Source organism: Burkholderia sp. LAS2 (genome assembly GCF_018417615.1).
GTDB lineage: Bacteria > Pseudomonadota > Gammaproteobacteria > Burkholderiales > Burkholderiaceae > Burkholderia > Burkholderia sola.
This window is the reverse complement of the sequence record NZ_CP071052.1, coordinates 1,012,244-1,027,321: the sequence shown is the minus strand read 5'-3', so window position 1 is coordinate 1,027,321 and position 15,078 is coordinate 1,012,244. Positions and strand designations below refer to the sequence as shown.

The window sequence follows — 15,078 nt, the reverse complement described above, 5'->3', positions numbered from 1 at the left end:
GCGCGCCGCCGCCGATCATGACAGCTTCCCGTGACATTGCTTGTACTTCTTGCCGCTGCCGCACGGGCACGGGTCGTTGCGGCCGACCTTCGGCATTTCGCCGCCGGGGCCGCTGTGCGTCATCGCGCTGCCGACCATGTCGGCCGTCGCCGTGGCCGCCGTGGCCGCCGTGGCCGCCGCGGCGGCCGTGACGTTCGCGACCGGCGCACCGGCGTCCGCGTAGTCGGCGTGCTGGTATTCGACGTTCTCGAGATGACCGCCGCGCTCCTCGATCTGCTCGGCCGCCTCCTCGAGCTGCTCCGGCGACTGGATCTGCACGTTCATCACGACGCGCGTGACTTCCTGCTTGATCGCGTCGAGCATCGCGGCGAACAGCTCGAACGCCTCGCGCTTGTACTCCTGCTTCGGATTCTTCTGCGCATAGCCGCGCAGATGGATGCCCTGACGCAGGTGGTCGAGCGCCGCGAGGTGCTCGCGCCACAGGCGGTCGACCGTCTGCAGCATCACCGAACGCTCGAACGCGCTGAACGATTCGCGGCCGACCAGCGCGACCTTCGCGTCGTACTGCTCGTCGGCGGCCGTCGTCACCGCGTCGAGAATCTCCTCGGCCGTGATCGACGACGACTCGTTCACCATTTCCTGGATCGCGAGGTCGAGCTGCCAGTCGTTGCGCAGCGCTTCCTCGAGCTCGGGCACGTCCCACTGCTCTTCGATGCTGCCTTCCGGCACGAACTGGCGGACGACCTCGGTGATCACGCCGTGACGCATCGCGGTGATCGTCTCGGTGATGTCGTGCGCTTCGAGCAGCTCGTTGCGCTGCTGGTAGATCACCTTGCGCTGGTCGTTCGACACGTCGTCGTATTCGAGCAGCTGCTTGCGGATGTCGAAGTTGCGCGCTTCGACCTTGCGCTGCGCCGATTCGATCGACCGCGTGACGATACCCGCCTCGATCGCCTCGCCTTCCGGCATCTTCAGGCGATCCATGATCGAGCGCACGCGGTCGCCCGCGAAGATGCGCAGCAGCGGATCGTCGAGCGACAGATAGAAGCGCGACGAGCCCGGATCGCCCTGGCGGCCCGCACGGCCGCGCAGCTGGTTGTCGATCCGGCGCGATTCGTGGCGCTCGGTACCGATGATGTGCAGGCCGCCCGCGGCCTTCACCTGCTCGTGCAGCGTTTCCCACTCGTCATGCAGCTGCTTGATGCGGCGTGCCTTTTCGTCGGCCGGAATCGCGTCGTCGGCGTCGATGAACGCGGCCTGCTTCTCGGCGTTGCCGCCGAGCACGATGTCGGTACCGCGACCGGCCATGTTGGTCGCGATCGTGATGCGCTTCGGACGGCCGGCTTCCGCGACGATCGCCGCTTCGCGCTCGTGCTGCTTCGCGTTCAGCACTTCGTGCGGCAGCCCGGCCTGCTTCAGCAGGTGCGACAGCAGCTCGGAGTTCTCGATCGAGGTCGTGCCCACCAGCACCGGCTGGCCGCGCTCGTAGCAGTCGCGGATGTCGCGGATCACCGCGTCGTAGCGCTCCTTGGCCGTCTTGTAGATCTGGTCCTGCTTGTCGATCCGCTTCGGCGGGCGGTTGGTCGGGATCACGACCGTCTCGAGGCCGTAGATCTCGTTGAATTCGTACGCTTCGGTGTCCGCGGTGCCGGTCATGCCGGCCAGCTTCGCGTACATCCGGAAGTAGTTCTGGAACGTGATCGACGCGAGCGTCTGGTTCTCGCTCTGGATCTTCACGTGCTCCTTCGCCTCGACCGCCTGGTGCAGGCCGTCGGACCAGCGGCGGCCGGCCATCAGGCGGCCCGTGAATTCGTCGACGATGACCACTTCGCCGTTCTGCACGACGTAGTGCTGATCCTTGTGGAACAGCGTGTGGGCGCGCAGCGCGGCGTACACGTGGTGCATCAGCGTGATGTTCTGCGGCGCGTACAGGCTCTCGCCCTCGCCGATCAGGCCCCATTCGGCGAGCAGGCGCTCGGCCTTCTCGTGGCCCGATTCCGTCAGGAATACCTGGCGCGCCTTCTCGTCGAGCGTGTAGTCGCCCGGCTTCTCGACGCCCGTGCCGTCGGCCTTCTCTTCGCCGATCTGGCGCTCGAGCAGCGGCGGCAGTGCGTTCATCCGCACGTACAGCTCGGTGTGATCCTCGGCCTGGCCCGAAATGATCAGCGGCGTCCGCGCTTCGTCGATCAGGATCGAGTCCACTTCGTCGACGACTGCAAAATTCAGTGCCCGCTGCACGCGCGCGTCGGTCTCGTAGACCATGTTGTCGCGCAGGTAGTCGAAGCCGAATTCGTTGTTCGTGCCGTACGTGATGTCCGCCGCGTACGCCTGCTGCTTCTGGTCGTGCTCCATGCCGGACAGGTTGATGCCGACCGACAGACCGAGGAAGTTGTAGAGGCGCGCCATCCATTCGGCGTCGCGCTGCGCGAGGTAATCGTTGACGGTCACGACGTGCACGCCGCGGCCGGCCAGCGCGTTCAGGTACACGGGCAGCGTCGCGACGAGCGTCTTGCCCTCGCCGGTGCGCATTTCCGCGATCTTGCCGTAGTGGAGCACCATGCCGCCGATCATCTGCACGTCGAAGTGCCGCATCTTCAGCACGCGGCGGCTCGCCTCGCGACAGACCGCGAAGGCCTCGGGCAGCAGCTTGTCGAGCGACTCGCCGGCCGCGACCCGCTGGCGGAATTCGTCCGTCTTGCCGCGCAACTGGTCGTCCGTCAGCTGCTCGATCTGCGTTTCGAGCGCATTGATCGTCGCGACGGTCTTTTGGTATTGCTTGACGAGCCGCTGGTTGCGGCTGCCAAAAATTTTCTGGAGAAAACCGGTTGTCATCGGATCGGATCCTGCGTCGCAGCACCGGCGCCCGGCGCGTGTTGCGCGCCCCGGCGCCCGAGCCTCGGCGGCTTAGCGAATTAGTGGACTCAAACGACGAATTTTAGCACGCGGGGCCGCATGCGCCTGCGTCCCGGCCGAACGGCCATTGCGCGCCGGGGCCGGGTGGGCGTGGGCGAAAGCCGCCCGTGCGCGGGCCGGCGCGGGTACAATCGGCTGCAACGTCCGCGCGCGTGCGCGCTCGAAGAAAGCCTCGATGAACCGATTTTCCAAGCGTTTCGGCCCGCTCGCCGCCTATCGCCCGCAACCCGTGTCCGAAGTGCTCGGTCGTACCGACGCATTCGCGGCGCTGCGCGCCGGCGTCGAGCAGATCGCGTCGCTGCAGCGCGACCTCGGCGCGTGCCTGCCCGACTATCTGGCGAATCACGTCGAACCGGGCTTCATCAAGGACGGCACCCTGACCCTCTTTGCCGCGCACAATGCGCTGGCCGCCCGGCTGCGACAAGTCGAAGTGCGACTGCTCGGCGATCTCCAGAAGCGCGGCTGGCCCGTGACGACGCTGCGCGTGCGCGTGCGGCCGAAGGACGCGCCGGAGCCGCCGCACGTGAAGCAGGCGCGGATGACGTCGACCGGCGCCGCCGCGCTGCGCGACCTCGCCGACCACCTCGAACCGTCGCCGCTGCAGGCTGCGCTCGCACGGATGGCGGCGCGGCACGGCGCGAAACCGCGCTGACTGCCCCGGCCGCCAGCGGCGGCCAGCCAACAAAAAAGCGACCCGAGGGTCGCTTTTTTATCGCTTGCGGTAACGAATGCCGGTCACGCGAAGGCCGTCTGCGCGTCGAACGCGAACCCCTTCGGCGCAGCCTGCGGATCGTCGAACGTCACGATGTCGTACGCGTCTTCGTGTGCGAGCAGCTCGCGCAGCAGCGCATTGTTCAGCCCGTGGCCCGACTTGTACGCGGTGTACGATGCCAGCAGCGGATGGCCGACCACGTAGAGGTCGCCGATCGCATCGAGCATCTTGTGCTTCACGAACTCGTCGTCGTAGCGCAGCCCGTCGTTGTTCAGGATCCGGTACTCGTCGAGCACGATCGCGTTGTCCATGCTGCCGCCGCGGGCGAGACCCAGCTCGCGCATCATTTCGACTTCATGGGCAAAACCGAACGTGCGCGCGCGCGCGATCTCGCGCACGTACGACGTATTCGCGAAATCGACCTCCAATTCCTGGCCGGTCTTGTCGACGGCCGGGTGACGGAAGTCGATCGTGAACTTCAGCTTGAAGCCGAAATACGGATCGAGACGCGCGAACTTGTCGCCATCGCGGATTTCGACCGGCTTCTTCACCTGGATGAAGCGCTTCGGCGCGTACTGCTCTTCGATGCCGGCGGATTGAATCAGGAACACGAAGGACGCGGCGCTGCCGTCCATGATCGGGATTTCCTCGGCCGTCACGTCGACATAGAGGTTGTCGATGCCGAGGCCGGCGCACGCCGACATCAGGTGCTCGACCGTCGACACGCGCGCGCCATCCTTCTGCAGCACCGACGCGAGCCGCGTGTCGCCGATCGACATCGCGGAGGCCGGGATATCGACGGGCGTGGGCAGGTCGACGCGCGTGAACACGATACCCGTGCCCGGCGCAGCCGGACGGAGCGTCAGTTCGACCTTGCGGCCCGAGTGGAGACCGATACCCACGGTCTTCACGATGGATTTGATGGTGCGCTGCTTCAACATGGTCTTCTTCGTCTTGATTGAAGATATCAATCAGGAGTTATATTCGATAGGCGAGATTATAGCGTAATTCCCAATTCAACGCTGTTTGAAACTGCGTATCAATCTGTTTCGTCTGTTTACCCGCGCCGATACGGGACGGGCCAATGCCCGGAACGGAGGCGTTTCCGGTCATCGGCCCGTGTTACAACTGCCCTGAGGCCGGTGAGCAGCGTTGCCGGAAGGCAACGGCGCACCGCACGATCAGGACGTCAACGTCGCGAGAACACTCGCCGCATCGCTCACTTCGAACTTGCCCGGCGCCTCGACGGCCAGCGTCTTGACCACACCGCCGTCAATCACCATCGCGTAGCGCAGGGAACGAATTCCCATGCCACGCGCGGACAAATCCTGCGTCAGCCCCAGCGCATGAGTGAAAGCCGCGCTGCCGTCCGCCATCATGCGCACCTTGCCCGCGGTGTGCAGATCACGTCCCCATGCGCCCATCACGAATGCGTCGTTGACGGACACGCACCAGATCTCGTCGATCCCCGCCGCGCGCAGTTGCTCGGCGTGTTCGACGTAGCCCGGCACATGCTGCGCCGAGCAGGTCGGCGTGAACGCGCCCGGCAATCCGAAGATCACCACCCGCTTTCCCACAACCTGGTCGCGCACGCTGTAGGCGTTCGGCCCCAGCGTGCACCCTTCGCGCGCATCGTCGATGAACTCGAACAATTGCGCGTCGGGCAGCGCGTCGCCCACTTGAATCATGGCTGGTCCCTCATAGCGATACGGTTTTTCAGCGTGTCGCGGACAGCACGGCCCATCCCGCTCCGCTCACGCGAAGAGGGCACGTTTCCCGGCCCGGCGTCGCATCCGACGCGGCCTGTCGTGATCCGTGGCATCCGTCACGCCGGCGTTACCGCGGCAACTTCGCCGCGGCTTCGCCTGTGTGCGTCGTCAGTCAGCCTGCTTGCGCAGGAAAGCCGGGATGTCGTACGTGTCCACCCCCTTCTCCTGCAGCGCCTGCACGTGCGATGCCGCGGTTTCGCGCGAGTTGCGCCACACCGCCGGCGTATCGAGCGCGCCGTAGTCGGCCGTGCTGACGTGTTGCGCCGGCGCATAGCCGTGCGACACCGCGCTGACCGGCTGGTTGTCCGTACCCGTGCGCAGCAGCGTCATCGGTGCCGACTGCTGCTTCTTCGCCGCACGGCCCAGCCCCGTCGCCACGACCGTCACGCGCAGTGCATCGCCCATCGCGTCGTCGTACACCGCACCGAAGATCACCGTCGCATCTTCCGCCGCGTAGCTCTTGATCGTGTTCATCACTTCGCGCGTTTCCGACAGGCGCAGCGAACGGCTCGACGTGATGTTGACCAGCACGCCGCGCGCGCCCGACAGATCGACGCCTTCGAGCAGCGGGCTCGCCACGGCCTGTTCCGCCGCGAGGCGTGCGCGATCGACGCCGGCAACCGTCGCCGTGCCCATCATCGCCTTGCCCTGCTCGCCCATCACCGTCTTCACGTCTTCGAAGTCGACGTTCACGAGGCCGTCGACGTTGATGATTTCCGCGATACCCGCCACCGCGTTGTTCAACACGTCGTCCGCGCACTGGAAGCACTTGTCCATCTCGGCGTCATCGCCCATCACGTCGAACAGCTTGTCGTTCAGGACGACGATCAGCGAGTCGACGTGATCCTCCAGTTGCTGCGAGCCTGCTTCGGCGACGCGCATGCGCTTGCCGCCCTCGAACTCGAACGGCTTGCTGACGACACCGACCGTCAGAATGCCCATCTCCTTCGCGATCTGCGCGACCACCGGTGCCGCGCCCGTGCCCGTGCCACCACCCATGCCGGCCGTGATGAACACCATGTGCGCGCCGCGCAGTGCGTCGGCGATGCGCTCGCGCGCTTCTTCCGCTGCCGCACGACCCATTTCCGGCTTCGCACCGGCGCCCAGACCCGTGTTGCCGAGCTGGATCACCGACGATGCGCGCGAACGCGACAGCGCCTGCGCGTCCGTGTTCATCACGATGAAGTCGACGCCCTGCACGCCGCGGTTGATCATGTGCTGGACGGCATTGCCGCCAGCGCCGCCAACGCCGACCACCTTGATGATGGTGCCGTTGGTCTCGGTTTCCAGCATTTCGAATTCCATTGTTGCCTCCGTCAAGAGAATGACTGCTACTCGGCCGTTATTCGGCAGGAGATCGGGCAACCCCCTGTCGCGCGCCAGCCGCCGGCACCAGCGCGAATTTCGATTCGGTATTTCAGAAGTTGCTCAGGAACCATTCCTTCATCCGCGAGAACACCTGCCCCGCGTTGCCGGACTGCACGGCGACCTTGCGGCCGCGCATGCGCTGCGCACTGCCTTCGACGAGCAGCCCCATCGCCGTCGAGTAGCGCGGATTGCGCACGACGTCGGACAGGCCGCCTGCATATTCCGGCGCACCGATGCGCACCGGCTTCAGGAAAATGTCTTCGCCGAGCTCGACCATGCCCGGCATCATCGACGCGCCGCCGGTAATGACCACGCCGGAGCTCAGGAGTTCTTCGTAACCCGATTCGCGCACGACCTGCTGCACGAGCGAGAACAGTTCCTCGACGCGCGGCTCGATCACGGCCGCGAGCGCCTGGCGCGACAGCGTGCGCGGGCCGCGTTCGCCGAGGCCCGGCACTTCCACCATTTCGTCCGGATCGGCAAGCGCCTGCTTCGCGATCCCGTAGCCGACCTTGATGTCTTCCGCATCCGGCGTCGGCGTGCGCAGCGCCATCGCGATGTCGCTCGTGATCTGGTCGCCAGCGATCGGAATCACCGCCGTGTGGCGGATCGCGCCTTCGGCGAAGATCGCGATGTCGGTCGTGCCGCCGCCGATGTCGACCAGCACCACGCCGAGATCCTTCTCGTCTTCGGTCAGCACCGCCAGCGACGACGCGAGCGGCTGCAGGATCAGGTCGTTCACTTCCAGCCCGCAGCGGCGCACGCACTTGACGATGTTCTGCGCGGCGCTCACCGCGCCCGTCACGATGTGCACCTTCACTTCCAGCCGGATGCCGCTCATCCCGATCGGCTCGCGCACGTCTTCCTGGCCGTCGATGATGAATTCCTGCGTGAGGATGTGCAGCACCTGCTGGTCGGTCGGGATGTTGATCGCCTTCGCGGTCTCGATCACGCGCGCGACGTCCGTCTGCGTGACTTCCTTGTCCTTGATCGCGACCATCCCGCTCGAGTTGAAGCTGCGGATGTGACTGCCCGCGATCCCGGTGAACACGTTGGTGATCTTGCAGTCGGCCATCAGCTCGGCTTCCTCGAGCGCGCGCTGGATCGACTGCACGGTGGCCTCGATGTTGACCACCACACCTTTCTTCAGACCCTTCGACTCGCTCTGGCCGAGACCGATCACCTCGTAGTGACCCTCGCCCTTCAGCTCGGCGACGATGGCCACCACCTTCGACGTGCCGATGTCGAGGGAAACCAGCAGATCCTTGTAGTCTTTGCTCATAAAGTGCTCTTGCGTGTGATCTCTCGTTACTTCTTGCGCTTGTCGGTATCGGTCAGGAACCGCATGCCTGCCGCGCGAATCGCGAATCCGTTCGGATAGCGCAGGTCCGCGTACTCGATGTCGTTGCCCCAACGCTCCGTGACGGCCGGCCACGCGGCGACCAGACGCTGGCTCCGGTCATGCAGCGTGTCGCTGTTGCGTTCCTTGCCCAGCTCGACCTGCATGCCGTTCGACAGCTTCACCGTCCACGCGTACCGCGCCGACAGCGTCACTTCTTCCGGCGCCGCCTTCAGCGGCGCGAACCATTTCCCGAAGTCGCGATACCGCGTGACGACTTCCTTCGCACTGCCTTCCGGGCCGTCGAACGCCGGCAGTTCCTGCTCCAGCTCGCCCTGGTTCGCGGTGAACAGCTCGCCGTCGACGCTCACCAGCTGATCGCTGCCCCAGGTCCCGAGCGGTTTGTACTCCTCGAGCGTGACAGCCAGCGCATTCGGCCACACCCGGCGCACGCTCGCGTGACGCACCCACGGCATCTGCTCGAACGCCGCGCGCGCCGTATCGAGATCGACCGTGAAGAAATTGCCCTTCAGCCGGCCGACCACGCCCGCGCGCACCGTGGGCGAATTGATGTGCTCGGTGTCGCCGTCGATCCGGATCTCCCGCAGCGCGAACGTCGGGCGCTGGATCAGCCAGTAGCAGCCGGCCGCCGCCAACACGAGCAGCAGCAGCGCGTACAGCGCGCTGGCGGCAAGGTTGAGTTGGCGAACGTTGTTCCACATACGTCGTTCCGTTCCTGCGTCAGTCGTTGAGCGTGAGCGACAGCACCTTCACGACCAGCTCCGAATAGCCGATGCCGACCGCGCGCGCGGCCTTCGGCGGCAGCGAGTGGTCGGTCATCCCGGGGGCCGTGTTCACTTCCAGGAAATACGCATTGCCGGCCGCGTCGACCATGAAATCCGCGCGCCCCCAGTCGGTGCAGCCGAGCACGTCGAACGCGCGGCGCGCGATGCGCTTCAGTTCCGCTTCCTGTTCCGCCGGCAGGCCGCACGGGATCAGGTACTGCGTATCGTCGGCGACGTACTTCGCGTGATAGTCGTAGAACTCGCCGGCCGGCACGATCTTGATCAGCGGCAGGTCGAGATCGCCGGCGATGCACGCGGTGTATTCGCCGCCGCCTTCGATGCTCTTCTCGACGATCACGATCTTGTCGTGCGTCGCGGCTTCCGACAGTGCGGCGGGCAACGCGTCGGCCGTCTTCACCTTCAACACCGCAACGCTCGAACCTTCGCTCGCCGGCTTCACGAACAGCGGCAGGCCGAGCTTCGCGACGATCTCCGTCGCGCGCGCCGCGTAGTCGTCACCGCGCATCACCGTCTCGAACGGCGGTGTCGGCACGCCCGTCTGCTGCCACACGAGCTTCGTGCGGAACTTGTCGAGGCCGAGCGCCGACCCGAGCACGCCGCTGCCCGTGTAGCGGATCCCGTAGAAATCGAGCGCGCCCTGGATCTGGCCGTTCTCGCCGTAGCCGCCGTGCAGCGCGTTGAACGCGCGCACGAAGCCTTCGTCCTTCAGCGCCGACAGCGGCCGCTCGGCCGGGTCGAACGGATGCGCGTCGACGCCTGCGTCGCGCAGGCCCTGCAGCACGAGGCGGCCCGAGGTGAGCGACACCTCGCGCTCGGCGGATTCGCCGCCGAACAACACCGCCACCTTGCCGAAACGTTTCGGATCGATCCCGCTCATGTCATCCCTTCTGTTGCGTGTTCTGCACGACCTTCGCCGGCACGCCGCCGATCGAACCCGCGCCCATCGTGATCACCACGTCGCCGTTCTGCGCGACCTTCGCCAATGCGTCCGGCACGTCGTCGACCGTCGCGACGAACACCGGGTCGACCTTCCCCGCCGTGCGCAGCGCACGCGACAGCGCGTCGCCGCTGGCCGTCGGGATCGCGGCCTCGCCGGCCGCGTAGACTTCCGTCAGCACCAGCGCATCGACCGTCGACAGCACGTTGACGAAATCGTCGAAGCAGTCGCGCGTGCGCGTGTAGCGGTGCGGCTGGAACGCCAGCACGAGGCGGCGGCCCGGGAACGCGCCGCGCGCGGCCGCGATCGTCGCTGCCATCTCGACCGGGTGATGACCGTAATCGTCGATCAGCGTGTACTGGCCGCCGTCCGCGCTCGGCACGTCGCCGTAACGCTGGAAGCGCCGGCCGACGCCGTTGAATTCCGCCAGCGCCAGCTGGATCGCGTCGTCCGACACGCCGAGATCGGTCGCGATCGCGATCGCCGCGAGCGCGTTCTGCACGTTGTGCAGGCCCGGCATGTTCAGCACGACCGCGAGCGGCGCACGCCCTTCGCGGATCACCGTGAAGTGCATCCGGCCGTCGCGCGCGTCGATGTCTTCCGCGCGCACCTGCGCGTCCGGCGACAGGCCGTAGCGCACGACCGGCTTCGAGATGAACGGGATGATCTGCCGCACGTTCGGATCGTCGACGCACACGACCGCGCTGCCGTAGAACGGCAGGCGCTGCGTGAATTCGATGAACGCCTGCTTCAGCCGCGCGAAATCGTGGCCGTAGGTGTCCATGTGGTCGGCATCGATGTTCGTGATGACTTCGATCACCGGATACAGGTTCAGGAACGACGCATCCGACTCGTCGGCCTCGGCGACGATGAAGTCGCCCGTGCCGAGCCGTGCGTTCGCGCCGGCGCTGATCAGCCGGCCGCCGATCACGAAGGTCGGGTCCAGCCCGCCCGCCGCGAGCACGCTCGCGACGAGGCTCGTCGTCGTGGTCTTGCCATGCGTGCCGGCGATCGCGATGCCCTGCTTCAGGCGCATCAGCTCGGCCAGCATCACCGCGCGCTGCACGATCGGCACGCCCTGGTGGCGCGCGGCCAGCACTTCCGGGTTGTCCGAGCGCACGGCCGTCGACACGACGACCGCGTTCGCGCCCTCGATGTTCGCCGCGTCGTGGCCGATCGCGACCCGCGCGCCCAGCGCCTCGAGGCGATCGGTCACCGCATTGCGCGACAGGTCGGAGCCGCTGACCTCGTAGCCGAGGTTGACGAGCACTTCGGCGATGCCGCTCATGCCCGCGCCGCCGATCCCGACGAAATGAATGTGTTTGACGATGTGTTTCATTGCAGTTGTTCCAGGTTCGCGCCGGCCGCCTTCGCGCACACGCGCGCGACTTCGTCGGTGGCCTCGGGCTTCGCGAGCGAGCGCGAACGTTCCGCCATCTCCGCGAGCGATGCACGCGACTGGCTGCGCAGCCAGTCGGCGAGCAGTTCCGCCGACAGGTCGCGTTGTTGCACCAGCACGGCCGCGCCCGCATCGGCGAGGAACGCGGCGTTGGTCGTCTGGTGATCGTCGACCGCGTACGGGAACGGCACGAACAGCGCCGCCACGCCCACCGCCGCGATCTCCGACACCGTCATCGCGCCCGACCGGCAGATCACCAGATCCGCCGCCGCATACGCGGCCGCCATGTCGTCGATGAACGGCACGAGCCGCACGTCTTCGCCGGCCGCGAAACCGGCCGCTTCGTAATTCGCCTTCAATGCTTCGATGTGCTTCACGCCCGCCTGGTGCACGACGCGCGGGCGCTCGCCCGGCGCCAGCAGCGCCAGCGCGCGCGGCACGACTTCGTTCAGCGCGGCGGCCCCAAGGCTGCCGCCGACGACCAGCACGTTCAACGGGCCGCTGCGCGACGCATAGCGTGCTTGGGGCGGTTCCGTGTGCGCAAGTTCCGCGCGAATCGGGTTACCCGTCCATTCCGCGTGCGGCAGCGCGCCGGGGAACGCGACGAGCACGCGCTTCGCGAGTTTCGCGAGCACCTTGTTCGTCAGGCCGGCGATCGAGTTCTGTTCGTGCAGCACGAGCGGACGCCCCGACAGCGCGGTCATCACGCCCGCCGGGAACGTGATGTAGCCGCCCATCCCGAGCACGACGTCCGGCCGCACGCGGCGCAGCGCGCCGAGGCTCTGCCAGCATGCGCGCAGCAGGTTGACCGGCAGCGTCAGCTTGGTCTTCAGGCCCTTGCCGCGCAGCCCGCCGAACCGCACGTACTCCATCGGAATGCCGTGCTTCGGCACGAGCGTCGCTTCCATCCCGGCCGGATTGCCGAGCCATACGACGCGCCAGCCCGCCGCCTCCATCCGGTGCGCGACCGCGAGCCCCGGGAACACGTGGCCCCCGGTGCCGCCTGCCATCACCATCAGCGTGCGTTGCGACGCGGTCATACCTTCCCTCCGCGCATCAGCACCCGGTTCTCGTAATCCACGCGCAGCAGCACCGCGAGCGCGACGCAGTTCAGCAAAATGCCCGAACCGCCGTAGCTCACGAGCGGCAGCGTCAGCCCCTTGGTCGGCAGCAGCCCGAGGTTCACGCCCATGTTGATGAACGTCTGCGCGCCGAACCAGATGCCGATGCCCTTCGCCATCAGGCCCGCGAACGTGCGATCGAGCGCGAGCGCCTGGCGGCCGATTTCGAACGCACGGCGCACGATCCAGTAGAACAGCAGGATCACGACCAGCACGCCGACGAAGCCGAGTTCCTCGCCGATCACCGCGAGGATGAAGTCGGTATGCGCTTCCGGCAGGTAATTCAGCTTCTCGACGCTGCCGCCGAGGCCGACGCCGAACCACTCGCCGCGGCCGAACGCGATCAGCGAGTGCGTGAGCTGATAGGCCTTGCCTTGCGCGTAGCGCTCGTCCCACGGATCGAGATACGCGAAGATCCGCTCGCGACGCCACGGCGACAGCCACACAAGCATCGTGAACGTGCCGACCGCCGTCGCGACGAGGCCGCCGAACAGCTTGCCGTTCACGCCGCCGAGAAACAGCACGCCCATCGCGATCGCGGCGACCACCATGAACGCGCCCATGTCCGGCTCGAGCAGCAGCAGCGCGCCGACGAGGCCGACCGCGAACGCCATCGGCAGGAAGCCCTTCGCGAAGCTCTGCATGTATTCCTGCTTGCGCACCGTGTAGTTCGCCGCGTAGATCGTCACCGCGAGCTTCATGATTTCCGACGGCTGCATGTTCGTGATGCCGAGCGGAATCCAGCGGCGCGCACCGTTCACGCCCTTGCCGACGTGCGGGATCAGCACGATCACGAGGCCGACCAGCGCGATCAGGAACAGATGCGGCGCGTATTTATCCCAGGTCGACACCGGCACGCGGAACGCAACCACCGCCGCGATGAACGCGACGGTAAGCGACACGCAGTGGCGCATCAGGAACGCGTAATCGTGATACGACGCGTATTTCGGCGAATCGGGCATCGCGATCGACGCCGAATACACCATCACGACGCCGAGCCCGAGCAGCGCGATCGCGACCCACAGCAGCGAATAGTCGAAATCGAGCATCCGCGAACGGCTCGGACGCACGCCGTTGACGACGCTCGCGAGGCCGCCCGTCGCGGCGCGCGTGGCCGATGCGACGCGGCCGCCCGCGGCATTGCCGCCGGTGTCGCGCCGGTCGTTGAAACGGGAGACGAGGCGATCGGACCAGCTCATGACGTCGCTCCTTTGTCGATGGCGACTTCATCCACCGCCGCGCGGAACACTTCCGCGCGATGGGCGTAGTTCCTGAACATGTCGAGGCTCGCGCACGCGGGCGACAGCAGCACCGCATCGCCCGGCTCGGCCAGCTCGGCCGCCGCGTGCACCGCGCCTTCGAGCGTCGCGTGGTCGGAAAGCGGTACGCCCGTTTCGGCGAGCGTGTCGCGGATCGCCGGCGCGTCGCGGCCGATCAGCATCACCGCGCGGCACCAGCGCGCGACCGGCGCGACCAGCGGCGCGAAGTCCTGCCCCTTGCCGTCGCCGCCCGCGATCAGCACGATCTTCTGCGCGAGTCCGTCGAGCGCGGCCACCGTCGCGCCGACGTTCGTGCCCTTGCTGTCGTCGACGTAGTCGACGTCGTCGATCGTCGCGATCACCTCGACGCGATGCGCTTCGCCGCGGTATTCGCGCAGTGCGTGCAGCAGCGGCGCGGCGGGCAGGTCGATCGCCCGCGCGAGCGCGAACGCGGCCAGCGCGTTCGCCGCGTTGTGCAGCCCGCGGATGCGCAGCGCGTCGGCCGGCATCAGGCGCTTCTGCGCGATGTCGGGCGTATGCGCGTCGCGCTTGCGCCGGCGGGTCGTCGTCGCTTCATCCGGCGCGTCGCGATCGACGGCTTCCACGAGCCACGCGATGCCGTTGTCGCGCGACAGCCCGTAGTCGCCGTCCTGCGTCGGTTCGTTCAGGCCGAACGTGACCGTGCGCGGTGCGTCGGCCGCGCCGGCTGCCGGCGCGAACTTCATCACGGCCGCGTCGTCGCGGTTCAGTACGCGCGTCGTCGTCGCGCCGAAGATCCGGCCCTTTGCCTGCGCGTACGCGTCGAAGCTGCCGTGCCAGTCGAGGTGGTCCTGCGTGATGTTGAGGATCGCGGCCGCATCGGGCGCGAACGTGCGCGCGGTCTCGAGCTGGAAGCTCGACAGTTCGAGCACCCAGACGTCGGGCAGCGCGGTTTCGTCGATCGCGCTCGCGAGCCGATCGAGCATCGCCGGGCTGATGTTGCCCGCGACCGCGACCTGCTTGCCCGAGCGGTGGCACAGCAAGCCCGTGAGGCTCGTGGTCGTGGTCTTGCCGTTGGTGCCGGTGATCGCGAGCACCTTCGGCTGGTAGCCGCTCGTGCCGAGCGCGCGCAGCGCCTGCGCGAAGAATTCCAGCTCGCCCCAGACCGCGACACCGCGCTCGTTCGCGGCCGCGACCAGCGCCGCGAGTGCGGGTTCGAGCGGCGACAGCCCGGGGCTCAGCCCGACGATCTCGACGCCGCCGTCGAGCAGCGCGGGCGTGAACGCCCCGCCAACGAACTCCGCATCGATGCCTTCGGCCTGCAGCGCGGCAAGGTTCGGCGGCGCCTCGCGGGTATCGGCAATGCGCAGCCGGCACCCGTGCCTCGCGCACCATCGCGCGATCGCGAGACCCGATTCCCCGAGCCCCAGTACGAGCACCATCGGCCGTTGCCGATCTCCAAACATCTCGCCAGAC

General features: G+C 67.1%; 12 protein-coding genes. 1 reads left to right on the top strand and 11 read right to left on the bottom strand.

The annotated features are described in order from the left end of the window. Positions 1 to 15: 15 nt before the first annotated feature. The gene (secA, locus tag JYG37_RS04780) at positions 16 to 2,832 is read right to left on the bottom strand and encodes a preprotein translocase subunit SecA (protein WP_213345914.1); all 2,817 of its coding nucleotides are present in this window, start codon (positions 2,830 to 2,832) and stop codon (positions 16 to 18) included. Between the two features lie 256 nt (positions 2,833 to 3,088). Here secA and JYG37_RS04775 point away from each other — a divergent pair, with 256 nt between their 5' ends. Further along, positions 3,089 to 3,565: a DciA family protein gene (locus JYG37_RS04775; RefSeq protein ID WP_050013898.1), complete on the top strand. Its 477-nt coding sequence runs from the start codon at positions 3,089 to 3,091 to the stop codon at positions 3,563 to 3,565. 83 nt (positions 3,566 to 3,648) lie between these two features. On the opposite strand, the gene lpxC is transcribed toward JYG37_RS04775, so the two are convergent. The 10 genes from lpxC to murD all read right to left on the bottom strand — a co-directional run bounded on the left by lpxC (position 3,649) and on the right by murD (position 15,068). Next, on the bottom strand, positions 3,649 to 4,566 hold the full coding sequence (lpxC, locus tag JYG37_RS04770) for a UDP-3-O-acyl-N-acetylglucosamine deacetylase (RefSeq protein ID WP_213345913.1): 918 nt from the start codon (positions 4,564 to 4,566) through the stop codon (positions 3,649 to 3,651). Positions 4,567 to 4,806: 240 nt separating this feature from the next. Continuing rightward, positions 4,807 to 5,313, bottom strand: a complete 507-nt coding sequence (locus JYG37_RS04765; protein WP_050013900.1) for a peroxiredoxin — start codon at positions 5,311 to 5,313, stop codon at positions 4,807 to 4,809. Positions 5,314 to 5,502: 189 nt separating this feature from the next. Further along, a complete protein-coding gene (gene ftsZ, locus JYG37_RS04760) occupies positions 5,503 to 6,699 on the bottom strand; it encodes a cell division protein FtsZ (protein ID WP_006487140.1) in 1,197 nt (398 codons plus the stop codon). A 112-nt stretch (positions 6,700 to 6,811) separates the two neighbouring features. Continuing rightward, positions 6,812 to 8,044 carry a cell division protein FtsA gene (gene ftsA, locus JYG37_RS04755; protein ID WP_006487138.1) on the bottom strand — a complete coding sequence of 411 codons (1,233 nt, stop codon included), beginning with the start codon at positions 8,042 to 8,044 and terminating at the stop codon, positions 6,812 to 6,814. Between the two features lie 26 nt (positions 8,045 to 8,070). Further along, positions 8,071 to 8,823: a cell division protein FtsQ/DivIB gene (locus JYG37_RS04750; protein WP_006477014.1), complete on the bottom strand. Its 753-nt coding sequence runs from the start codon at positions 8,821 to 8,823 to the stop codon at positions 8,071 to 8,073. A 19-nt stretch (positions 8,824 to 8,842) separates the two neighbouring features. Beyond that, on the bottom strand, positions 8,843 to 9,784 hold the full coding sequence (locus tag JYG37_RS04745) for a D-alanine--D-alanine ligase (protein WP_050013901.1): 942 nt from the start codon (positions 9,782 to 9,784) through the stop codon (positions 8,843 to 8,845). A gap of 1 nt (position 9,785) precedes the next feature. Continuing rightward, a complete protein-coding gene (gene murC / locus JYG37_RS04740) occupies positions 9,786 to 11,183 on the bottom strand; it encodes a UDP-N-acetylmuramate--L-alanine ligase (protein WP_050013902.1) in 1,398 nt (465 codons plus the stop codon). Then, positions 11,180 to 12,283, bottom strand: a complete 1,104-nt coding sequence (gene murG / locus JYG37_RS04735; protein ID WP_050013903.1) for an undecaprenyldiphospho-muramoylpentapeptide beta-N-acetylglucosaminyltransferase — start codon at positions 12,281 to 12,283, stop codon at positions 11,180 to 11,182. The genes murC and murG overlap by 4 nt, the downstream gene beginning before the upstream one ends. Continuing rightward, positions 12,280 to 13,563, bottom strand: a complete 1,284-nt coding sequence (ftsW, locus tag JYG37_RS04730) for a putative lipid II flippase FtsW (protein WP_050013904.1) — start codon at positions 13,561 to 13,563, stop codon at positions 12,280 to 12,282. Before ftsW ends, murG begins: the two co-directional genes overlap by 4 nt. After that, on the bottom strand, positions 13,560 to 15,068 hold the full coding sequence (gene murD, locus JYG37_RS04725) for a UDP-N-acetylmuramoyl-L-alanine--D-glutamate ligase (protein WP_124556619.1): 1,509 nt from the start codon (positions 15,066 to 15,068) through the stop codon (positions 13,560 to 13,562). The genes ftsW and murD overlap by 4 nt, the downstream gene beginning before the upstream one ends. Between the last annotated feature and the right edge of the window lie 10 nt (positions 15,069 to 15,078).